The sequence below is a fragment of the Xanthomonas sp. PPL134 genome, assembly GCF_040595915.1.
Taxonomy (GTDB): domain Bacteria; phylum Pseudomonadota; class Gammaproteobacteria; order Xanthomonadales; family Xanthomonadaceae; genus Xanthomonas_A; species Xanthomonas_A indica.
Genome location: NZ_JAMDLL010000013.1, coordinates 29,026 through 49,971 on the forward strand (window position 1 = coordinate 29,026; position 20,946 = coordinate 49,971).

Sequence of the window (20,946 nt, forward strand, 5' to 3'; positions counted from 1 at the left end):
AATAGGTGTTTTTCGTCACATTTTTAGACCGACAGCGTCGGAATGTCGACTTTCGGACGCAGCCGCGCAGTGAAGTGGCGATCCTTGTAGTACTTGATCTTGTCGCACTTCACCGGATGCGGAATGCCCTCGTACAAGAACACTTCCTGGTCGTTCCCCATCGCCTTCAACTCTTGCGGCAGCATCAGCGCCCGCTTCTCCTCCGACACGCTCCGGGTCACATCCTTGCCACGCGTGACGTTCTTCTTACGGAAAGTGGTGTAGCCGAGCATCTCAGAGTAGTCATTGGCATCCTGCTGCTCGCGCGGAGCGTAGAGAATCTGCAGTGCATGATTCGTGATGATGGTCCGCGAGATGTCCTTGCCATAGGTGGCATCGAGCTGCGCCATGCTCTGGATGATCGGCAGAAGGCGAACATTGTAGCCGGCCATATATGACACTGCCGAGGCGATGATGTCGACCTTGCCGATCGCGGTGAATTCGTCCATCAGCAGCAGGCACTGGTACTTCAAGGCCGGATTGCTCTTGGGCAGCTCCTTGGTGTTGAGGTTGATGATCTGGCTGAAGAACAGGTTGATGATCAGGCGGCTCTCGGCCAGCTTGTTGGGCTGGATGCCGATGTAGATGGTCATCTTCTTCTTGCGCAGGTCGGTCAGCAGGAAATCGTTGTCGCTGGTGGCCGCGTCCAGCACCGGGTTGATCCAGGCGTTGAGCGGCTCCTTGAGCGTGCCCATGATCGAGGCGAAGGTCTCGTCCGCCTGCGACAGCAGGTTGGAGAACGCCGACTTGGCGTTGCCGCTGAGGAAGCGCCGCTCCGACAGCGACTTCAGGTACTTCTTCAGATCGGTGCCGTCGCCGGAAGACAGGCGGTAGATCGCGCCCAGCGTCGGCGTGCCGAGACCGCCGGGGAAGCCGATGTTGCGCTCGTCGTCCCAGTTCTCGAACAGGTACAGCGAGAACGCCATGAACGCGTTGCGCGCCTGGCTGACCCAGAACTTCTGGTCGTCGGAGCCGTCCGGATACAGCATGGCGGCGATGCTCATCAGGTCCGAGACGCGGAACGCCGGGTCGTCGGAGACGTAGCTGAGCGGATTCCAGCGATGTGTGCGGCGGTCCTCGGCGAAGGGATTGAAAAGGAACACCTCCTGGCCCTGGCTGGCGCGCCAGCCGCTGGTCAGATCGAAGTTCTCCTGCTTGATGTCCAGGACCACCACCGATTCCTGGTACTCGAGCAGGTTCGGAATGACCACGCCGACGCCCTTGCCCGACCGGGTCGGGGCCGCCAGGATCACGAATTGCTGGCCGCTGAGGCGCACCAGCTTGCCGCGGAACTTGCCGACCACGATGCCGTCGCCGCTGGTCTTGAACAGCCCGTGCTTGGACAGGTCGGCCGCGCCAGCGAAACGCGCGTCGCCGTGCAGGCTGCGCTTGGCCGGCTTGAACACCAGCACCAGGATCAGCAGCGCCACGAGGCCGGGCAAGCCGAAGCCGAGGTAGCCGGCCCACTTGATCTTGCCGACGTAGGGGACCACTTCCGGCAAGCCGATGGCGTGCACGTACTGGTAGTAGGTGCCAAGCCCGAACATCCGCGTGTCCAGCTTCAGCAGCAGCAGGACCAGGTAGCCGGACAGGAAGTAGCCGCAGACGGCCGTGAGCACGACGACGAACGCCGCCGCAACGAGTTTACGATTCGACAAGCCCTATCCTCCCTGATCCATCTGGCGAATATTCTAGAGCGAGTTCCGCGCTTTGCGACGGGCCACGTCGGCGGCCCGTGCGACGAGATGGGAGCGCCTGCAAGCGCGGCGGCCGAAGACGGCGCAAGGCAGGCACGCGACCCACCCCCAGCACGATGACCCGATGGCCAAGCCCATGGCACCGTCCCGCCTCGCCCGGTCGTCCAGGCGGGCCCGCACCTGCCTCGACCCGTATGGCGCGTTCTAGCGACGCTGCCGCGTGCTCGGCTTGTGCCGCGACGGCTTCCTTTCCGCGCTGACCGCATCCCGATCGCGCTCGACCAGGGTATCCAGGAAGACCCGTGCCTCGTCCCAGGACATGTCGTGCGGATCCACGCGCGCACCGCCGTCGGTGGTGACCGTATAGCCCACCACGTTGGCCGGGCTGTATTCCGGCTCCCGGGTCAACGCCACGAGCTGGTAGCGTCCTTTGACTTGCACCGTATGATGGTATTCCACCATGCGCCTGGCCTCCTCGCCTGATCGTCCGCTCGGATGCTAAAGCAAGCGTGGCTGCGCGGCCAGCGACGTCCTGCGGGGCGTCGTCGGCAGCCGCAGCGCGGACACAAAAAAGCCGGCTTCCGCCGGCTTCGTCGTTTCCACGCACGCCTTTTCGCGTCGTGGTGGGCGGTACAGGGTTCGAACCTGTGACCCCTACCATGTCAAGGTAGTGCTCTACCGCTGAGCTAACCGCCCCTCTCTGCCGCGGCACACCGCTGCAGGGGCGCGAATCTTAGCCCACCTGACGGACAAGAACAATACCCACCGCGTTGTCGGCCACCGCGGCGGCCTGCCTAGCCGACCAGGCTGGCATCGCGCAGCTTCTTGATCTGGTCGCGCACCCGTGCCGCGTCCTCGAACTCCAGGTCGCGCGCGTGCTGGTACATCTCCTGCTCCAGGGCCTTGAGCCGCGCGGCGATCTCCGCCGGCGCCAGCGTCCGGTAATCGGCCGGCTCCTCCGCCACCCGGCGCGCCTTGCCCTTGCCTTTGCCCTTGCCGGACTTGGCCTCGGTCACGTCGTCGCGTGCGCCTTCCAGGATATCCACGATCGGGCGCGCCACCGACTTCGGGGTGATTCCGTGCGCCAGGTTGTATTCCACCTGCTTCTCGCGGCGGCGCCCGGTCTCGTCGATCGCGGCCTGCATCGAACGCGTCATCTTGTCCGCATACAGGATGGCCTTGCCGCGCAGGTTGCGTGCGGCGCGGCCGATGGTCTGGATCAGCGAGCCGGTGGAGCGCAGGAAGCCCTCCTTGTCGGCGTCCAGGATCGCGACCAGCGAGACCTCGGGCATGTCCAGGCCCTCGCGCAGCAGGTTGATGCCGACCAGCACGTCGAACTTGCCCAGGCGCAGGTCGCGGATGATCTCCACGCGCTCAACCGTGTCGATGTCCGAGTGCAGGTAGCGCACCTTCACCCCGTGCTCGCCCAGGTACTCGGTGAGGTTCTCGGCCATGCGCTTGGTCAGCGTGGTGACCAGGACGCGGTCGCCATCGGCCACGCGCAGGTTGATCTCCGACAGCAGGTCGTCGACCTGGGTGGCCACCGGGCGGATCTCCACCTCTGGGTCGATCAGGCCGGTCGGGCGCACCACCAGTTCGGTGATCTCTCCGGCCGACTCGCGCAACTCGTAGGGACCCGGCGTGGCCGACACGTAGATGCTGCGCGGCGAGCGCGCCTCCCATTCCTCGAAGCGCAGCGGCCGGTTGTCCAGCGCCGACGGCAGGCGGAAGCCGAACTCCACCAGGGTCTCCTTGCGCGAACGGTCGCCTTTGTACATCGCGCCGATCTGCGGCACGGTGACGTGCGACTCGTCCACCACCAGCAACGCGTCCGGCGGCAGGTAGTCGAACAGGGTCGGCGGCGGCTCGCCCGGCGCCTTGCCGGTGAGATGCCGCGAGTAGTTCTCGATGCCGTTGCAGAAGCCGACCTCGGCCATCATTTCCAGGTCGAACTGGGTGCGCTGCGCCAGCCGCTGCGCCTCGACCAGCTTGTTCTGCGCATACAGCTGCTCGAGCCGGTCCTTCAGTTCCAGCTTGATCGTGTCCACTGCGCTGAGGGTGCGCTCGCGGGTGGTGGCGTAGTGGGTCTTGGGGTAGATGGTGTAGCGCTGCAGCTTGCGCAGGGTCTCGCCGGTCAGCGGATCGAACAGGGTCAGCTGCTCCACATCGCCGTCGAACAGTTCGATGCGCAGGGCTTCGCTGTCGGATTCGGCCGGGAACACATCGATGACCTCGCCGCGCACGCGGAAGCTGCCGCGGTGCAGCTCATACTCGTTGCGGGTGTACTGCAGATCGGTCAGGTGGCGGATCAGCTGGCGCTGCTCCACGTGCTCGCCGATCGACAGGATCAGCCGCAGCGACAGGTAGTCCTCCGGGGCACCGAGGCCATAGATGGCCGAGACCGTGGCCACCACCAGCGCGTCGCGCCGCGACAGCAGGGTCTTGGTCGCGGCCAGGCGCATCTGTTCGATGTGCTCGTTGATCGAACTGTCCTTCTCGATGAAGGTGTCCGAGGACGGCACATAGGCCTCGGGCTGGTAGTAGTCGTAGTAGCTGACGAAGTACTCCACCGCGTTGTTGGGGAAGAACGCCTTGAACTCGCCGTACAGCTGCGCCGCCAGGGTCTTGTTCGGCGCCATCACCAGGGTGGGCTTCTGGATCGCCTGGACCACGTTGGCGATGGTGTAGGTCTTGCCCGACCCGGTCACGCCGAGCAGGGTCTGCTTGGCCAGTCCGGCCTCGAAACCGGCCACCAGCTTCTCGATCGCCTGCGGCTGGTCGCCGGCCGGCGAATACGGCGATACGAGTTGGAAACGGTCGGACATGCACAAGCCTCAAGGTGAAGGGCGAGACCGACCGTGTCGGCCGACCCCGCGCCGGGGAGATTTCCTACATGGGAACGCACAACCCCCTCATTCAAGCCCTGCCGCCCCGCCGCGAGACTGGCGACCTCGCACCGGGAGACGACGGACATGCGGAACGCTGCGCTGAAAGGCTACACACTGCTCGAGGCAATGATCGTGATGGTGGTGATCTGCCTGGTCGCCGGCTTGGGCCTGCCGGCATTCCGGGAGCTGCTGGCGAACCAGCGCCTGACGGCGGCGACCCACCAGCTCAGCGCGCACTTCGCGCTGGCGCGCAGCAGCGCCATCAGTTCCGGCGTCCCGGTCAGCGCCTGTCCGTCCAACGGCGACGGCAATTGCCGCAGCGACAGCGACTGGAGCCACGGCTGGCTGGTGTTCCGCGACCCGGAGCGGCTAGGCCAGCCCGCCACGCCGGACAGCATCCTCAGCGAAGGCAGCGCACCGGGAGCCGGTACCCTGGTGCTGCGCTCCAATCGCGGCCGGCCCTCGATTCGCTTCCTGCCCGATGGACGCAGCGCCGGCAGCAACCTGACCGTCAGCATCTGCGCGCGGGGCCAGCTGCGCGCGGCGGTGGTGGTGAACAACACCGGGCGCATCCGCGCACGAAAGGCGACCGAACCCATGCCCTGCCGGATCCCTGACTGACGCGCAAAAGCAAAGGCCGCGATTGCTCGCGGCCTTTGCGGATTTGGCGCCCGAAGTTGGACTCGAACCAACGACCCCCTGATTAACAGTCAAGTGCTCTAACCGGCTGAGCTATTCGGGCGGGGAGGCGCATTGTATAGAGGCCCCATGACAATCGCAAGGGGTGGGAGCGCGCACGTTGCGACCGCAGCTGCGCCCTATCCGCCGAGTCTCACCAGCAGGTGCCCTCGCCCGCGCCGGTGGACGTGGTGCGCGCGCCCTTCTGGTCGATGCTCAGCGAACCGCACTGCGTGTCCTTGGCCAACTGCGGACCGGTCGGCGTTGCGGTCAGCTTGAACGTGTTGGCGGTCGGCGTGCCGGTGAAATCGACGCTGTAGAACTGCACGGCATCGGTTCCGCATTGCGGCTTGGGGACACCCACGTACGTCATGTTGGTCGTGTAATAACGCTCGATCAGCTGCGCACCTTGCTGCAGGCAGACGGACGCCGCGGAGCGGCGTGACTTGACGATGTGCGATTGGTAGCTGGCGAACGCGATCGCCGCCAGAACACCCACGATCGCGACCACGATCATCAGTTCGATCAGGGTGAAGCCGCGCTGCCGGCTGGGCGAAAAGGACGAAAGTCGCATCAGTTGTTCCTCAGAAGTTCGCGCCAGGACACGCGCTTCATGCTGAGCGCGCTGCTGTTGGTGCCGAGCGTGGTCGTACTCGCATTGTCCAATGCGATCTGCATCTGGTTGCCAATGAAGATCGGGCTGTTGGGGCTGCTGTCCAGGCCGATGCCGGAGACAGGGGTGCCATTGAGGGTATCGCCGGTGCTGGATCCGCCGCTGCCGTCCAGGTCGAAGAAGGATTGGGACAGCCGGCCACCGGTGAACGGGTTGATCGCCATCACGAAGCCCTTGCCACTGGGGCTGCACACGTCCCCAGAATCCGGAATACGCGTGGTGCCGATCAGCGCGGTGCCCTGGAAGAAGTTGGATACCACCATGCGCTCGCCCTGCGGCGTGCCGGGAGGCGATAGCAGGTCCATGTACCAGCCATCCTGCCCGGCGCTGGGCTTGTCCTCGATCACCCGCACGGCAAAGCCGTTGACGGTGCCTTCCTGCAGGATGTTGACCTTGTTCAGGGTGGCGCGACTGGAGGGAATGGTGCTGCCGCGGTCGATCAGTCCGTACCAGCTCTGCACGTCCTTGTTGCCCAGATCACCGCTGGACAGATACTTGCCGGTCCCGAAGAACACCCAGGTCAGGCCCGTCGCCGGGTCCTTCGCCGCCGTGGGCGCGGCGGTGATCGGCTGCGCCTTGGCTCCATAGCTGGCGGAGAACAGCCTGCTCGCGGTACCGCTCGCGCCGGTCATGTTGAATCGCCAGACATTCCCGTTGAGATCGCCGGCATACAGGCGATCGACGATGAAATCGTTGTTGGACGACCAGGCCAGCACACCGGACAGGCCATTGTTGCCGCTAGACCCCGTCTGGATACGGCTGGACGCACCGGTGATGGCGTTCACCAGGATGAGATCGGCCGAATCGCCGCTGCTGTTGGGGCCGTTGCCGAGCATGGCGTACCACTGGCCGTTGGCGAGTTGCCCGATGATCGGCTTGCCGAGATTGTTGCCCAGTCCGACGAGGTCGGTGGTCGTGGAGGTCTTGTCCCACAGCAACGTGATGTTGTTGGGATCGGTGACATCCAGCGCGAACATGCCCTTGCCGCCCCGCCCCATGGTGCCGATCAGTACCGAGCGCCAGCTGCCCCCGGAGTAGACGTCCGACACGGTGAGTTCGCCGTCCACGTAATAGCGGTGCTCGTAATTCGGATCGGTGTAGTTGAGCAGTCCGGTCATCGCCGCTCTCGGCACGAAGGCGAACTTCTCCGCACCGGTGCCGGCATCGAACCCATGCAGCATGCCGTCATTGGCGCCGACATAGATCATCGGCGTACGCGTGGACTTGGCTGCGGCGAAGGAGGCGTAAGTGCTGGCGCCGTTGAACGTCGCCGTCGTGTACAGCCGCGGGTTGGGTGCTCCGACATAGACCGGCTGCGAGTTGACGATGTCGCCCAGGATGCCGGTACGGGTACGCAGGACGCCACCGTTGGCCTTCTCCTGCGAGCGATCGCCACGCAGATAGTTGATCTGGTTCTGCGTCGCGGACGACAACGGCGTTCCGGAGAGTCTGCCGTAGGCAAAATTGTCCAGATTCCCACTCGAGTTGACGAACTTGATCGTCCGGGTATCCCAGGCCGGGAACTGCGCGCTGGCGCTCCACGCCTGCGTCAGCGCGCCGGTGGTCTGGTTGACGTCGTACGCCACCACATCGCCACGCCAGGTACCGCTATAGAACACCGACTGGTACGTCCGCGCGCCAGCCTCGAGCTTGGTCGTGTTGCTCGCCAGAGACGCTGCGGACCCCTTCATTTCCTCCAGAATGCGCTCGAACGCCTGGCGCAGGCTGGCCACCATCTTTTCCGCGTCGGCGGCGAGGTAGTAATTGTCCGGCTTCTTGTAGCCGGCATTGCCGTTGACGTAGGAACTGCCGTCCCACCAGGTGGAGTCCGCCAGGGCGTTGATGTTGGTCTCCGGATCGTAGCCTTCCGGCACCCGGAAACCGCCGTACTTCGTGGTCAACCAGTACTGATTGGTGTTCGGCGACTTGTAATCGCCATACTCCACCACGTCGACCCAATGCGTGGACAACGTCTGCTTACCAGGCAAGCCGTCGCTGGCATTGTCGGGGCGCAGATCCTTGGTATGTGCGTCGTAGGCGAGCGCCGCGATGTACGCGGAATTGCCGTTGCCGTTGAACGAACTGGCGGTCGCCCGATTCGCCGCATCGGTCGCGTTGAAGCCTTCCTTGCGCCAGATCTGGCGCATGCGCGCAAGTACGTCGACCGAGGTGTCGTTCGTCACTTCCTGCGGCTTGCTCGGCTCTCCACTGAGATTGCTGCTGTTGCCCGGCAGATTCTTGTCGTAATGCGTGTTGGTATCGCCGATCCCGAGGATCACGTTGACCTGGCACCGATAGGAGATCGGATCGTTCCAGTTGGTGATGACCGGGAAACCGTCGGCCTGCTGGTACCTGGTCTGCGCGCTTCCGCTCAGCGCCGAGTAGGCGGCGATATTGCCCTGGTGCTTGAAGTAGCGGATCGCGGCGTAGTACAGCTCGCTGACGTCGTCGTACGACTTGACGTTCTTGCCGGTCTTGAGCTGACCGAACTTGTTGAGGTAATTGATGACGCCGCTGTTGACGATCTGATAGTTCGGATCGGTTCCGATCAACGCCGACGTCGCGGCCGCATCGGCAGTATCCGGATTCTGATAGATGACGCCGGTCTGCGGATCCCATTCGCTCGCCGCATTGGCCAGCCGCCCCTCGTCGGGATTGTAGGTGAACGGGCCGACGAACTTCTGCTTGGCACGCAGAATGCCGCTGTCGGCACCGGCACCCTGCTGGATGTCGACGTTCTTGTAGCCGAAAATGCTGTAGCGGATTCGCTTGGAGTACTGCTGGATCAGGCCTTCCGGCTTGTAGTACCCGCTGGGATAAGCGACACAGTTATCTTCCAGGTAGGCGGTTCCGAGGCTGGCATCGCACACCTTGACTCGCACCGAGACCTGGAACGTCAACGTCGTATCGCGCACGCACCCCAGATTCAAAGGGGTGTTGCACGGAGAACCATCCGACCTGAGAAAGCTACCGTTCAAGGCATGCTTGCTTGGATCGTAGGCAATCTGCTGATTGGAGGAAGGGTCGACCAGGTTGCCGTTGGCAAAGAACATCTGGTTGCCCAGCCCGTCGATGCGCATGTTGAAATTCTGCCACTGCGCACCGGTCCCTCCCGCGATCAACGTCGCGTTGTTGCTGATCGAACGACGCGGGAAGTTGCTGGTCGCGACGCGATCGGCAACCGCTTTTTCCAGCAGCGTCTCGCTCGCCGTGTCGCGCGAACGATAGCCGCCGGTCAGCGCCGAGCGGAACGGGTCGATGGTCTGGGTTGCGGCCCAGTTGAGGAAGTTGCCCGCCCACACGCCCGCGCCGGTGCAGGCATAGCTGCTCGGATTGTTGCCCAGCATGCTGACCGGATAGAAATAACGATCGCTCTCCGTGTCACTGTAGTGGTATCTGTAGCACTTCTCGGAATCGAAGTAGCCGACGAACCTGCTCGTCACCGAATAGGTATCAGAGAGGTTTGCCTTGCTGATCACCGTGGGGAATTCCACCGACGGCACGAAGGTCAGGTTGCCCGGTACGTCACTGCCTACATACAGCGGCGACTGCGAAACGTCCACATCGGCGCCAGCACCACCAACGGTACCGATGAATACACCGGCCACCACGGCAAGGAGCCAGTCCCGGTACGTCGTCTTCTTCGCTCGACTGGTCATAGAGGGATCCTTACTTGACGGTGACGTTGGTCTGCAGCACGACGATGGCCCGACCGTTGGAAGCGGCCGGGTTGCCGCTGCGCGCGATGACGCGGTAGTAGTGCTCCAGCGAGGTGCCGCCGGTGCCGCCGTACTGGTTCTGATTGATGCTCGACCCCAGACCCAACTGATCCTCGCTGGTGCGCTGGCCCAGATACTGGATGTAGTACTGCGCCGGGACCGCCTGGCCGGTCGGCTTCACCGTGCCGTCCACCCAGCACTCCTGGGTGCCCAGTGCACAGCCGCTGGAGGCATTGCCGGTATACGTGTTGCTGGGAACGGCCGGGCATACCGTCGTTCCCGACGAACAATTGAAACCGATGGTGTTGCCGGACTTGGCCGCGTTCTGAATGGCCTTCTCCGCATCGCGCAAGGCGCTTTCGGCGGCCTGGAAGCCCAGGCTGCGGTCGTACATGTTGGAGGACATGCGCTCCTGCAGCAGCGTGCCGCGCAAGACAGCAAGCCCCAGCAGGGTCATCACCAGCAACAGCAGCAGGACGACGATGAGCGAAATGCCGGCCTGCCGGCGGGGCGATGGCGACGTGTTCACGGGTTCCGGTTCCTGATGCTCACGATCGTGCTGAAGGTCCGCGTCACCGGCTGCTTGTTTGCACCCGCCGCCGTATTGGCGCTGACGGTCATGTTGATCTGCACCGCGATCACGTTGGCCCAGTTGCCCACGGCGCTGGCATCGGCATAGGCGGTGCCGCCGGTGGACAGATACTTGAACTGCAGGCCGGTGACGCCATCGGCGATTTCGTTCTTCTGACTCGTGCCGCCCGGCAAGACCACTTCCTGATACAGGGAGGTGCCCCCCGCTCCTCCGCTGCTGGCCGCGACATACCACCGCACCGCGCGCACTTCGGTCAGGATGGAGTTGATCTCGTAGGTGTAATTGTTCGAGCCGGCAACGCACACGCCCGGCAGGCGTCCAAGCCGCGTGCAGGTATTGAGGCCGCCGCTCGCGTAGCTGGCCGTGGTACCGGAAACGCTGTTCACCTGCAGCACCGCCAGTTGCTGGCGATCGCACAGCAGCATGACCGCATTGCTGTGCAGGTCCGGCGCTGCCGCGTTGAGCGTCAGCGTCTGGTTGGCGGGGTTGTGCGCAGTCACGGTGGCGCCGCCGGTACCCGCGGAGAGGATCTGGATCGCGTCGGTGCCTGCCGTGACGGTGAGGCCGGACGGGTTGCTGTTCTCGTAGCCGGTCAGCGGCAGCGCCCAGTTCATCCACCAGCTCGCCGTGGGATTGTTCAGCACGTTCGCGACCGGCAATCCCGAGTCGCAAGGATTGCCGCCGGCCTCGCGGATGTCCTGCGCCATCATCTCGAATCCGGTCCGGGCCGATTCCTGAAGCCGGCTCAAGCCCTCGGTGGCCGCATAGGTCTGCCGGTTGGAGAGGAAGATGCCGATCGCGGCACCCACTACCAGCAGGCCGAGCAGCATCGAGATCATCAGTTCGATCAGGTTGAAGCCGGATTGGCGCCGTGGCGGCGTAAGCGCGATACGTAGTTTCACAGTTGGGCCGTCGTGATCAGGGTCTGGGTCGCGCTGCCACTCGTGTTGCCGTTAGCACTGGAGTTCACTCCGCGGCTGTCGTCCCATTGCACGGTGATCGTGCAATTGCCGTCATTGCAGGCGATGGAGCCGCAGGTCGTCGTCGGGTCGCCACCGATCGCCGTCTTCAACCCGCTGAGCCAGACGGCCTTGTCGCTCGCCACCAGATCGCCCGCCGCCGGTGCCGTGCACAGCATGCTGCCGGTGTTGTAGGCCCCCAGCATCGCCGCGCTGCGGTTGGCCCGCATCGCATCGAGGATCGTGTAGGTCTGCATGACGATCTGGCTGCGCTGCAGCGCGCTCTGGTTGTTGCGCAGCGCCGTGGTCTGCATCGCCGCCACGCCCAGCATCCCCACTCCCAGGATCAACACCGAGATCATCACCTCGATGAGGGTGACGCCCGCCATGTGTCTGCCGCTCTGGAACCGCTTCATGGTGTCTCCGCTTGCCGGAACCGGCTTAGCCGGGGGTGGTGCATCTGCCGCCGTCGGATGTCGAGGTGACCTGGGCGCGGCTGCCGCCCATCAGGTTGACGGTCCGGACGTTGTTGGAGGGGTTGGTGACCGCCATGCAGACCACGATGCCCCCCGAGAGCGGCGTGCCGCTGCTGTTGCGCGCGATGCCGTCGGCGCCGAAGGTCAGCTTGTCGCCCAGTGCGTCCAGTGTGGCGCTGGTGACGACTAGACCGGTGCGCAGGGTCGTGCTGCGCAGCACGGTGCCGTCGCGGGCGACGGTCAGGTAGCGGGTCCAGTTGCCGCCGCTGGCGCAGGTGGCGCCGTCGTCGCTGCGGCACAGGCTGACGCCGCCGTTCAGGCGTACTGCCTCCGAGCGCGTCAACTGCACTGCGGCAATCAGTTCGTTGGCGGCGCCGGTCAGCCGGTTGCTGCGGATTAGGCCTGTGAAGCTGGGCACCGCCAGCGCCATGATGATGGCCAGCACCGCCACGGTGACCATCAGCTCCACCAGCGTGAAGCCACGCTGCGTCCGCTCGGCAAGACCACGCTCGCAAGGCACCGCCATCTCCTTCCCCAGATTCTCCCGTCGGCCACGCTAGCGGCCGGAGCGCCCCCGCGCCAGCCGTTGCCGACGGATGGCGGATATGGGGGAGTGGACGGGCCGTGCGCGGCACCGCGCCAGCCGGCATGATGCACCTCGGCCCTGCCCCACCGCCTTCCGCCCCCGATGCCCGCCTCCGCCTACTCCAACGACCAGTTGCAGGTCCTCAAGCAACCCTCGACCCTGATCTGGATCGTGATGGCCGGCGAATGCATCGCCGCCATCCTGGCCCTGACCCCGGTCCCGGGCGCGGGCATGGCCGGGAGCCGTTGGGTCTACTTCGGGCTGGCGTCGCTGGGCATCCAGTGGGTCGCGCTGCTGACCCTGGCCAGCCTGCTGCTGTTGCGCCGGGCGCTGGTCGGATGCGGCTTCCTGTCCATCACCGTGGCCACGCTGGGTCTGATGCAGGCGCTGACCTGGCTGATCAGCGGGGTGATCCTGTATGCCTTCGGCGACTACTGGCAGCTCTCCAGCGGCGCATGGCTGGCACTGTCACTGCAATTGTCCGGGATCGCCCTGCTGATCGGCCTGCTCGGCATGGCCGCACTGCACAACCATGTGCGCATCAAGCAACTGGTCGAGCGCGCCAAGCAGGCCGAGATCGACGCGCTGACCGCGCGCGTGCAGCCGCACTTCCTGTTCAACACGCTCAACACCGCGGTGATGCTGGTGCACCGGCAGCCGCAGCAGGTGGAACAGTTGCTGATGGACCTGTCCGACCTGTTCCGCGCCGCGCTGGCCGCGCCCGACCTGGTCGACCTGCAGGACGAGATCGACCTGGCCAAGCGCTACCTGGACATCGAGGCGATCCGCTTCGGCCCGCGCCTGCGCGTGCACTGGGACGTGCCCGAGGCACCGGCACCGGTGCGGATTCCGCGGCTGTCGCTGCAACCGTTGCTGGAAAACGCCGTGCACCACGGCATCGAATGCAGCGCCGAGGGCGGCGAGATCGGCGTCGCCATCGACGCACGCGACGGCGCCCTGGAAATCCGCGTGCGCAACGCGGTGCCGGTGGGCGGCCTGGCGCCGCACATCGGCCGCGGCCACCGTGTGGGCCTGTCGGCCCTGCGCACGCGCCTGGACAGCCTGGAGGGCGCCTCGCTGCACACCGGCAGCGACGGCACCTGGTTCGTCGCGACGATCCGGATCGGGCTCAGGCCATGACCCGGTAGCAGGGCCGGTACTCGCCGGAGATCTTCATGCGGCGCTGCTCGACGAAGGCGCGCAGCAGTTCGTCCAGGGCCTGCATCATGTCCGCATCGCCATGGATCTCGAACGGGCCATGCTGCTCGATGCGGCGCATGCCGTCTTCCTTGACGTTGCCGGCGACGATGCCGGAGAAGGCACGGCGCAGGTCGGCGGCCAGCGCATGCGGCGGCCGCCCATGGTGCAGATCCAGCGCGGCCATCGCCTCGTGGGTCGGCTCGAACGGACGCTGGTACTCCAGCGGGATATCCACCGACCAGTTGAAGTAGAACGCGTCCTTCTGCTCCTTACGATGCGCGCGCACCTGCTGGATGCCGGCGGCCATCTTGCGCGCCACCGCCACCGGATCGCCGACCACGATCTCGTAGCGCGAGGTCGCCGCTTCGCCCAGGGTCAGGCGCAGGAAGCGGTCGATCTGCTCGAAGTACGGCGCGGCGATGGTCGGGCCGGTGAGGATCAGCGGGAACGGCAAGTCGCGGTTCTCCTCGCGCAGCAGGATGCCGAGCAGGTACAGGATCTCTTCGGCGGTGCCGACGCCGCCGGGGAACACGATGATGCCGTGGCCGATGCGGACGAAGGCCTCCAGGCGCTTCTCGATGTCCGGCATGATCACCAGGTGGTTGACGATCGGGTTCGGCGACTCGGCCGCGATGATGCCCGGCTCGGTCACGCCGATGTAGCGGTTGTCGTGCTTGCGCTGCTTGGCATGGGCGATGGTGGCGCCCTTCATCGGCCCCTTCATCGCGCCGGGGCCGCAGCCGGTGCAGATGTCCAGGCCACGCAGGCCCAGCTCGTAGCCGACCTGCTTGGTGTACAGGTACTCGTCGCGCGAGATCGAATGGCCGCCCCAGCACACCACCAGCTTGGGATCGGTCGGCTGCAGGATGCGCGCGTTGCGCAACTGCCCGAACACCGCGTTGGTGATGCCTTCGCTGGACTGCAGGTCGGTGGTCGACTCGGGACCGAGTTCGATGGCCATGTAGGCCAGGTCGCGAACCACGGCGAACAGCAGCTCGGCCACGCCGTTGATGATCTCGCCGTCGACGAAGGCCATCGCCGGCGCGTTGAGCAGGTCGATGCGCACGCCGCGATCGCGCTGCACCACCTGGATGTCAAAATCCGGATACAGATCGCGCGCAGCGCGCGGGTCGTCGGACGCGCTGCCGCTGGTCAGCACCGCCAGCGCGCAGCGCCGCAGCAGTTCGTGCAGACCGCCGCTGGAGGCATCGCGCAGCCGCGCCACTTCCACGCGGGAGAGGATGTCCAGGCCGCCGCGCGGGTAGATCCGCGCATCCACTACCGGCAGCGCGCGCGCCGCCGTATTGCTGGTCGTCATATCGGAGTTCTTGTCGTTGTGGTCAGCCGGCTGACTTTAACGTCAGCCCCCACAAAAGGAAAACGGCCGGGTCGCCCCGGCCGTTTCCCACGCTTCAGCTAGCGTGCGCCGCGATCAGAACTGATAGCGGAAGCCCAACTGCAGCGACCACTGCGACACGCCGGTGTTGAAGCCGTCGGCGTCGGCATTGGCGGCCGTCGGCTGGTCGGTGTACAGGGTGTTGTACACGTACTTGCCCTGGTAGATGCCCTGCAGGTTGGCGACGCGGGCGTCGGCGTAGAAGCCGTAGTCGTAGATCCGGCCCCACTTCTTGTTCAGCAGGTTGCCCACGTTCTGGATGTCCAGCCAGACCTCGGACTTGTGGCCCTTGAAGAAGCCGGGCAGCTGCTGGGTGATGCGCACGTCGAAGGTGTTGATCCAGCCGGAACGGAAGCCGTTGGCCGGGGCGTAGCTGCCGGCGTACTTGGCCAGCTGCGGGTTCTTGGCCAGCCAGTCGAAGAACTGCTGCTGCAGCGCCGGGTTGGCGGTGAACGCACCGGTGCTGCTCAGCGTGCCGAACAGCACGTCGCCCGGGCCCTTCGGCACGTAGAACAGGTCGTTGGTCGAACGGCCGTCGCCGTTGGCGTCGCCGTTGAACACGTAGCTGTACGGGCGGCCGCTGCGGCCTTCGTAGACCAGGCCCACGCGGGTCTCGTAGTCGCCGAAGAACATGTGCTTCCAGTCCAGCGAGCCGGAGATGCGGTCCTTGATCTCGTAGCGCGAGGTGTTCTCGGTTTCCGAGTTGGCGTTGAAGGCGTACTGGTAGCCCCAGCCCGAGCTGGCGGTGGAGCTGGTCAGCGAACCGACTTCGGTGGCGTGGGTATAGGTGTAGCCCAGGCTCCAGGACCAGTCGCCGCCTTCGCTGAACGGCTTGGACAGCGACACGGTGAACTGCTGGGTCTTGCCCTTGTCGGTGTTGTCGATCAGGTAGACGTCGCTATACGCCTGGTTGCGGTTGTAGCGGTTGTTGCTGGTGGCCCACGGACGGCCGGTCTGCGACGGGTTCCAGTACAGCGCGCGGCCGTCCGGACCGTAGTAGGCCGGGCTCGGATCCTGGCCCGGGCCGTTGACGCGACCGATGTTCAGGCTCTTGTAGTACAGGCCGTCCTTGACCTTGGTCACCAGCAGCTCGGCCGAGGCCACGATGCCGTACCACGGCAGTTCGTGATCCAGCGCCAGGTTGGCCTTGTACAGCGACGGCAGCTTGAAGTCGTTGCCGACGAAGCTCACGCCCTGGGTCGCCGACCCCGGGGTGTTGGGCACCGGCTGGGTGTCCTTGTTGGGGCTGAACGGCAGGGCCGGGTTGTAGGCGGTGTAGCTGTAGGCGTTGTAGTTGAAGCCGGTGTTGGAGTAGCTGTTGCCGATCCACACCTGCGGCGCATCGCCCTGGAACAGGCCCACGCCACCGCGCAGCTGGGTCGGACGGTCGGTGTCGAAGGTGTAGTTGAAGCCGAAGCGCGGCTGGATCAGGAAATCGCCGTTGAAGACCTTGCTGTTGTCGTAGCCGAAGTAGGCCTGCGCCGCAGCGTTGTAGGTCGGATCCGGGCTCACGCTCGCACGATCGCCACGCAGACCCAGGGTCAGGGTCAGGTTGTTGTTGACGTACCAGGTGTCCTGCACGAACAGGCCGAGGTTGCTGTTCTTGTAGTCGGCCGCGATCGAACCCGGGCTACGCTCCTGGTTGAGCTGGTACGAGCTCCAGCGGCCGCTGGCGAAGTTGTCCAGGCCGAAGAAGGTGTACACGCCCCAGGTGTTGCGGCCGTACAGGTTGTAGATGTCGTTGGTGCTGTAGTCGACGCCGAACTTCAGGTTGTGGTTGTCCAGGGTCAGGGTGCCCGCACCGTAGTAGTTCCAGGTCTTGGTGGTGAGGATGTTGCCCTGCGAGTTGGTCTCGGTGCCCAGGTACAGCACGTCGCCGGTCGGGTTGGCGACCGTGCCGTCGAAGTACACGGCGATGCTCGGCGCGTTGGTCGGCACCACGCGGATCGCGGAGTAGTCGCGGTAGGACACCTTGAACTCGGTGGAGAAGTTCTCGGACCAGTCGCTGAACAGCTGGCCGACGTAGCTCTCGACCGACTTCTCGTGCTGGTACCAGTACGAGCTCAGCGAAGCCTGGCTGGAGCTGCCGGCGCCGTTGATGCGCAGCTTGCTCTGGTCGAGCTTGCTGTAGCGGAAGCTGGCGCGGTGGTTGTCGCTGATGTTCCAGTCGAGCTTGAGCGCGTATTCCTTCAGGTCGGTGTTGCCGTCGCTGTCCAGGGTGCCGGCGTCAAAGCCATAGTTCTTGGCGATCTGCTGGGCGCGGGTCACGTCGGCCATGCCGTACTTGGCGTTGGCCTTGCCCAGCGCGGTGCTGCCCAGGTCCAGGCCCGGCGCGTCCTGCTGGAACTTCTCGTAGTTGGCGAAGAAGAACAGCTTGTCCTTGACGATCGGGCCGCCGAAGGTCGCGCCGTAGGTCTTCTCCTTGGTGAAGCCGTTGAACTTGCTGCCGTCCGGGTTGTCGCCGAACCAGTCGCCATCGCGATAGCTGCCGTACACCGAGCCGTGGAACTCGTTGGTACCGGACTTGGTCACCGCGTTGACGGTGGCGCCGGCGGCGCTGGCGATGCTGACGTCGTAGTTGGACAGGTTGACGTCGATGGCTTCGATGGCCTCCATCGACACCGGCTGGCGCCGGGTGGTCATGTTGTTGCCTTCCAGGCCGAAGGTGTCGCTGGCCGAGACGCCGTCGATGTTGATCGAGTTGTAGCGCGGGTTCAGGCCGCCGGCGCTGATCGTGCCCGAGGCGCGATCGACGAAGGCCACGCGCGGATCCAGGCGCATGTAGTCCTGGATGTTGCCGTTGATCGACGGCAGCGCTTCGATCTGCTCGCGGCCGACGTTGGTGCCCGAGCCCATCTTGGTGGCGCTGAACACTTCCGAGCCGGTGGCGATGGCGACGGCGTTGACCGTTTCCAGCGTGGTCGGCGCGGCCATGTCGCCGGTCAGGTCGGCGTTGATGGTGGCGTTCTGGTTGACGCTCAGGTACACGCCGTCTTCGGTCTTGGTGCCGTCGCCCGGCTTGGTGATGGTGATGCTGTACGGACCGCCGACGCGCAGGCCGCGCGCGTTGTAGCGACCGGCGGCATCGGTGGTGGCGCGGCTGACCGTGCCCGACTCGACGTGGGTGATGGTCACCTCGGCGCCAGCGACCGGCTGGCCGCCATGGGTCACCACACCGCCGACACCGGCGGAGGTGCTCTGGGCGAACACCGGCGCAGCGGCCAGCGCCGCGACGAGGCCCAGGGTGAGCTTGGACATCCGCAGACGGGGTTGAATCATTGCAATAGCCTCGATGGAGTTTGACGAAATGCGCGTGGCAAGCCGTGCGGGTACGGACGCACGACCGCGAAATGGTGGGCTGGTCACCCTTGCCGATTCCCCGCAAGGGTTAACGTGAGTTTAACACCATAGAGCGCATTTGTTGCCAAACCGTGACAACCAGACACCACCGGACATCACAAGACCCGAATCCCAGTTTTGGAGGGCATCGGCAGCCATCCGCGACGACGTCGTGACGTGGGCCGGGGACGGCGCGAGACCGGGTCGACAGGCGGCTGCCCGCGCAGGCAACGGGCGGCAGAGGCCTCCCCTGCAAAATCCACTTCCCTGCGCTCGATACCGCCCTCCCCGGCGGCACGGACCCGGGCGGTCAGGCGCTGGCTCAGCCGGCGACCGGCAGCTTCAGGTAGGCGCTGAGGCCGTCCAGGAACATCTGCACCGAGATCGCCACCAGCAGCATGCCCATCAGCCGCTCGACCGCGGTCAGCACGCGCATGCCGAGCAGCTTGTACAGCAGGGTGCCGGAGAACAGCAGGGCCGAGGTCGCCAGCCAGGCCAGGATCAGCGCCAGGCTCCATTCGCCCAGCCGCGTCGGCTCGTTGCTGCCCATCAGCATCACCGCGGCCATGCCGGAGGGGCCGGCCACCAGCGGGATGGCCAGCGGCACGATGAAGGGCTCGCCGTCGGGGATCTCGCCCATCAGCCCTTCCGGGCGCGGGAAGATCATGCGGATGCCGATCAGGAACAGCACGATGCCGCCGGCGATCGCCACCGACTCCTGGCGCAGGTGCATCACTTCCAGGGCGTACTTGCCGCCCCACAGGAAGCCCATCAGTACGCCCAGCGCGATCAGCAGTTCGCGCGCCAGCACGATGCGCTGGCGCCGCGCCGGCAGCGGCTTGAGCACGCTGAGGAAGACCGGGATGTTGCCCAGCGGGTCGAGGATCAGGAACAGCAGCAGCGCTGCCGAGAGGATGGTCATGCCAGGGGATTCCAGATCGCGCCGCGGTGCGCGGCGCCGGCGGGCGACAACAGTTCGACGCAGGCGCCGGCATAACGCGCCGGGTCGACCGCGTCGAGGTCTTCTTGATGGGTGTAGGCGCGGGCGCGCAGGGCGGTGCGCATCGGCCCCGGCTGCAGCCCGGCCACGCGCACGTGCGAGGCGGCCAGTTCGCCGTGCAGGCTCGCCAGCAGGCCGCGGCGGCCATGCTGGGCCGCGCCGTAGCCGCCCCAGTAGGCCTGGCCGACCCGCGCCGGATCGTCCACGGCGAACACGATCGCGGCATCCTCGGCCTGCCGCAGCAACGGCAGGCAGGCCTGGGTCAGCCAGGCCGCGGCGGTCAGGTTGACGTGGAGGGCGCGCGCGAACTGGGCCGGATCGGCATGCTCGAACGGGGTCAGCCCGGCGAAGTCGGCGGCACAGTGCAGCAGCCCGTCCAGGCGGCCGAGCTCGCCCTGCAGGCGCTCGGCCAGGGTCGCATAGTCCGGCGGGGTGGCGCCGAGCAGGTCCAGCGGGTACAGCAGCGGCGCGGCACCGACCGCGGCGATCGCGTCGTAGACCCGGTTCAGGCGCGCCGGCTTGTGCCCGAGCAGGACCACCGTGGCCCCGGCCTGCGCGCAGGCCAGCGACGCGGCGCTGCCGAGCCCGCCGGCGGCGCCGCTGACCAGGATCACCCGCTGCGCCAGCGCGCCGGCCTGCGGCGACGCAGGCGCGCTCACGACTGGTAGGCCTCGGTCACGATGCGCTGCAGCTCGCCGGACTCGAACAGCTCCATGGTGATGTCGCAGCCGCCGATCAGCTCGCCATGGATGAACAACTGCGGAAACGTCGGCCAGTTCGAGTAGCGCGGCAGGTTGGCACGGATCTCCGGCTCGTCGAGCACGTTGACGGTGTGCAGGCGGTCGGCGCCGGCGGCCAGCAGCGCCTGCAACGCGCGGCTGGAAAAGCCGCACATCGGGTACTGCGGCGTGCCCTTCATGAACAACACGATGGGATGGCGTTCGACGTCGGCCTGGATGCGCTCCATCACCTGCATGCGGGTTCTCTCCTGCTGGGGCGAAAGAACGACCTTGGCGGTCGGCTAGACTCTCGCGTAGCCGCATAGTGTAAGCCCTGCGCGCGGCAGTACCGCGACACGCACCCGAAACCGCCCGAGGATCCATGCCCATCGAACTCGCTCCCCTGCCCTACGCCGCCGCGTCGCTGGCCCCGCACCTGTCCGCCGCCGCGGTGGAACAGCACCACGCCCATGAGCGCGCCCTGGTGGAACGGCTCAATGCGCGGCTGGCCGGCAGCGACCTGGCCGAGCTGGCGCTGCCCGACCTGCTGCGGCGCGCCCAGGGCCGGCTGTTCCAGGAGGCGGCCGAGGTCTGGAACCACGCGTTCTACTGGCGCGGCCTGCGCCCGCGCGGCGGCGGCGAACCCGGCGGCGCGCTCGGCGAGCGCCTGGCCAAGAGCTTCGGCGACGTGGCCCGGTTCAAGGCAGAGTTCGAGCGCATGGCGCTGGCGGTGTTCGGCTCCGGCTGGGTGTGGCTGGTGCAGCGTCCGGACGGCAGCCTTGCGGTGGTCAGCACCGCCAACGCCGGCACGCCGCTGACCGGCGACGACACGCCGCTGCTGGCCTGCGACGTCTGGGAACATGCCTACTACACCGACTATCCCGGCGACCGCACGCGCTATCTGCAGGCGTTCTGGAAGCTGGTGAACTGGGAGTTCGCGGCGTCCAATCTGCGCTGAGTCGGGATTGGGGAGTCGCAGGAGCGG

At 65.9% G+C, this 20,946-nt stretch carries 17 protein-coding genes and 2 tRNA genes; 3 read left to right on the top strand and 16 right to left on the bottom strand.

The window, feature by feature from the left end; translation table 11 throughout:
* Positions 1–23: 23 nt before the first annotated feature.
* The 4 genes from M3U25_RS17720 to uvrB all read right to left on the bottom strand — a co-directional run bounded on the left by M3U25_RS17720 (position 24) and on the right by uvrB (position 4,561).
* Complete coding sequence (locus M3U25_RS17720) at positions 24–1,697, bottom strand: type IV secretory system conjugative DNA transfer family protein (RefSeq protein WP_355496507.1); 1,674 nt, start codon at positions 1,695–1,697, stop codon at positions 24–26.
* 243 nt (positions 1,698–1,940) lie between these two features.
* Positions 1,941–2,198, bottom strand: coding sequence for a hypothetical protein (locus tag M3U25_RS17725; RefSeq protein ID WP_260115048.1), 258 nt, complete (start codon positions 2,196–2,198; stop codon positions 1,941–1,943).
* Positions 2,199–2,357: 159 nt separating this feature from the next.
* A tRNA-Val gene (locus M3U25_RS17730) sits at positions 2,358–2,432 on the bottom strand.
* A 98-nt stretch (positions 2,433–2,530) separates the two neighbouring features.
* Entirely contained in the window at positions 2,531–4,561 is a 2,031-nt protein-coding gene (uvrB, locus tag M3U25_RS17735) for an excinuclease ABC subunit UvrB (RefSeq protein ID WP_160945920.1), read from the bottom strand.
* Positions 4,562–4,708: 147 nt separating this feature from the next.
* On the opposite strand from uvrB, the gene M3U25_RS17740 reads away from it, so the two are divergent.
* Positions 4,709–5,245, top strand: a complete 537-nt coding sequence (locus M3U25_RS17740; RefSeq protein WP_355496502.1) for a Tfp pilus assembly protein FimT/FimU — start codon at positions 4,709–4,711, stop codon at positions 5,243–5,245.
* Positions 5,246–5,289: 44 nt separating this feature from the next.
* Here the strand turns inward: M3U25_RS17740 and M3U25_RS17745 are convergent.
* The 7 genes from M3U25_RS17745 to M3U25_RS17775 form a co-directional block, all read right to left on the bottom strand.
* A tRNA-Asn gene (locus tag M3U25_RS17745) sits at positions 5,290–5,366 on the bottom strand.
* Between the two features lie 90 nt (positions 5,367–5,456).
* A complete protein-coding gene (locus M3U25_RS17750) occupies positions 5,457–5,876 on the bottom strand; it encodes a type IV pilin protein (protein ID WP_355496499.1) in 420 nt (139 codons plus the stop codon).
* Positions 5,876–9,634 carry a pilus assembly protein gene (locus M3U25_RS17755; RefSeq protein WP_355496496.1) on the bottom strand — a complete coding sequence of 1,253 codons (3,759 nt, stop codon included), beginning with the start codon at positions 9,632–9,634 and terminating at the stop codon, positions 5,876–5,878. Before M3U25_RS17755 ends, M3U25_RS17750 begins: the two co-directional genes overlap by 1 nt.
* A gap of 10 nt (positions 9,635–9,644) precedes the next feature.
* Positions 9,645–10,223: a PilX N-terminal domain-containing pilus assembly protein gene (locus M3U25_RS17760; RefSeq protein WP_355496493.1), complete on the bottom strand. Its 579-nt coding sequence runs from the start codon at positions 10,221–10,223 to the stop codon at positions 9,645–9,647.
* Positions 10,220–11,188, bottom strand: a complete 969-nt coding sequence (locus tag M3U25_RS17765) for a PilW family protein (protein ID WP_355496490.1) — start codon at positions 11,186–11,188, stop codon at positions 10,220–10,222. Before M3U25_RS17765 ends, M3U25_RS17760 begins: the two co-directional genes overlap by 4 nt.
* The gene (gene pilV, locus M3U25_RS17770; RefSeq protein ID WP_242160818.1) at positions 11,185–11,661 is read right to left on the bottom strand and encodes a type IV pilus modification protein PilV; all 477 of its coding nucleotides are present in this window, start codon (positions 11,659–11,661) and stop codon (positions 11,185–11,187) included. The genes M3U25_RS17765 and pilV overlap by 4 nt, the downstream gene beginning before the upstream one ends.
* A gap of 25 nt (positions 11,662–11,686) precedes the next feature.
* The gene (locus M3U25_RS17775) at positions 11,687–12,241 is read right to left on the bottom strand and encodes a GspH/FimT family pseudopilin (RefSeq protein ID WP_311195514.1); all 555 of its coding nucleotides are present in this window, start codon (positions 12,239–12,241) and stop codon (positions 11,687–11,689) included.
* A gap of 168 nt (positions 12,242–12,409) precedes the next feature.
* Here M3U25_RS17775 and M3U25_RS17780 point away from each other — a divergent pair, with 168 nt between their 5' ends.
* Positions 12,410–13,447, top strand: coding sequence for a histidine kinase (locus tag M3U25_RS17780; RefSeq protein ID WP_242160819.1), 1,038 nt, complete (start codon positions 12,410–12,412; stop codon positions 13,445–13,447).
* Here M3U25_RS17780 and ppnN read toward each other — a convergent pair.
* The 5 genes from ppnN to grxD form a co-directional block, all read right to left on the bottom strand.
* Positions 13,437–14,825: a nucleotide 5'-monophosphate nucleosidase PpnN gene (gene ppnN, locus M3U25_RS17785; protein ID WP_242160820.1), complete on the bottom strand. Its 1,389-nt coding sequence runs from the start codon at positions 14,823–14,825 to the stop codon at positions 13,437–13,439. The genes M3U25_RS17780 and ppnN overlap by 11 nt on opposite strands.
* Before the next feature lie 114 nt (positions 14,826–14,939).
* Positions 14,940–18,161: a TonB-dependent receptor gene (locus M3U25_RS17790; RefSeq protein ID WP_355497708.1), complete on the bottom strand. Its 3,222-nt coding sequence runs from the start codon at positions 18,159–18,161 to the stop codon at positions 14,940–14,942.
* Positions 18,162–18,564: 403 nt separating this feature from the next.
* Positions 18,565–19,164: a MarC family protein gene (locus M3U25_RS17795; protein WP_048489899.1), complete on the bottom strand. Its 600-nt coding sequence runs from the start codon at positions 19,162–19,164 to the stop codon at positions 18,565–18,567.
* Positions 19,161–19,901: an SDR family NAD(P)-dependent oxidoreductase gene (locus M3U25_RS17800; protein ID WP_355496483.1), complete on the bottom strand. Its 741-nt coding sequence runs from the start codon at positions 19,899–19,901 to the stop codon at positions 19,161–19,163. Before M3U25_RS17800 ends, M3U25_RS17795 begins: the two co-directional genes overlap by 4 nt.
* A complete protein-coding gene (grxD, locus tag M3U25_RS17805) occupies positions 19,898–20,218 on the bottom strand; it encodes a Grx4 family monothiol glutaredoxin (protein WP_010342114.1) in 321 nt (106 codons plus the stop codon). The genes M3U25_RS17800 and grxD overlap by 4 nt, the downstream gene beginning before the upstream one ends.
* Before the next feature lie 125 nt (positions 20,219–20,343).
* Here grxD and M3U25_RS17810 point away from each other — a divergent pair, with 125 nt between their 5' ends.
* Positions 20,344–20,919, top strand: a complete 576-nt coding sequence (locus M3U25_RS17810) for a Fe-Mn family superoxide dismutase (protein ID WP_242160822.1) — start codon at positions 20,344–20,346, stop codon at positions 20,917–20,919.
* Positions 20,920–20,946 lie beyond the last annotated feature (27 nt).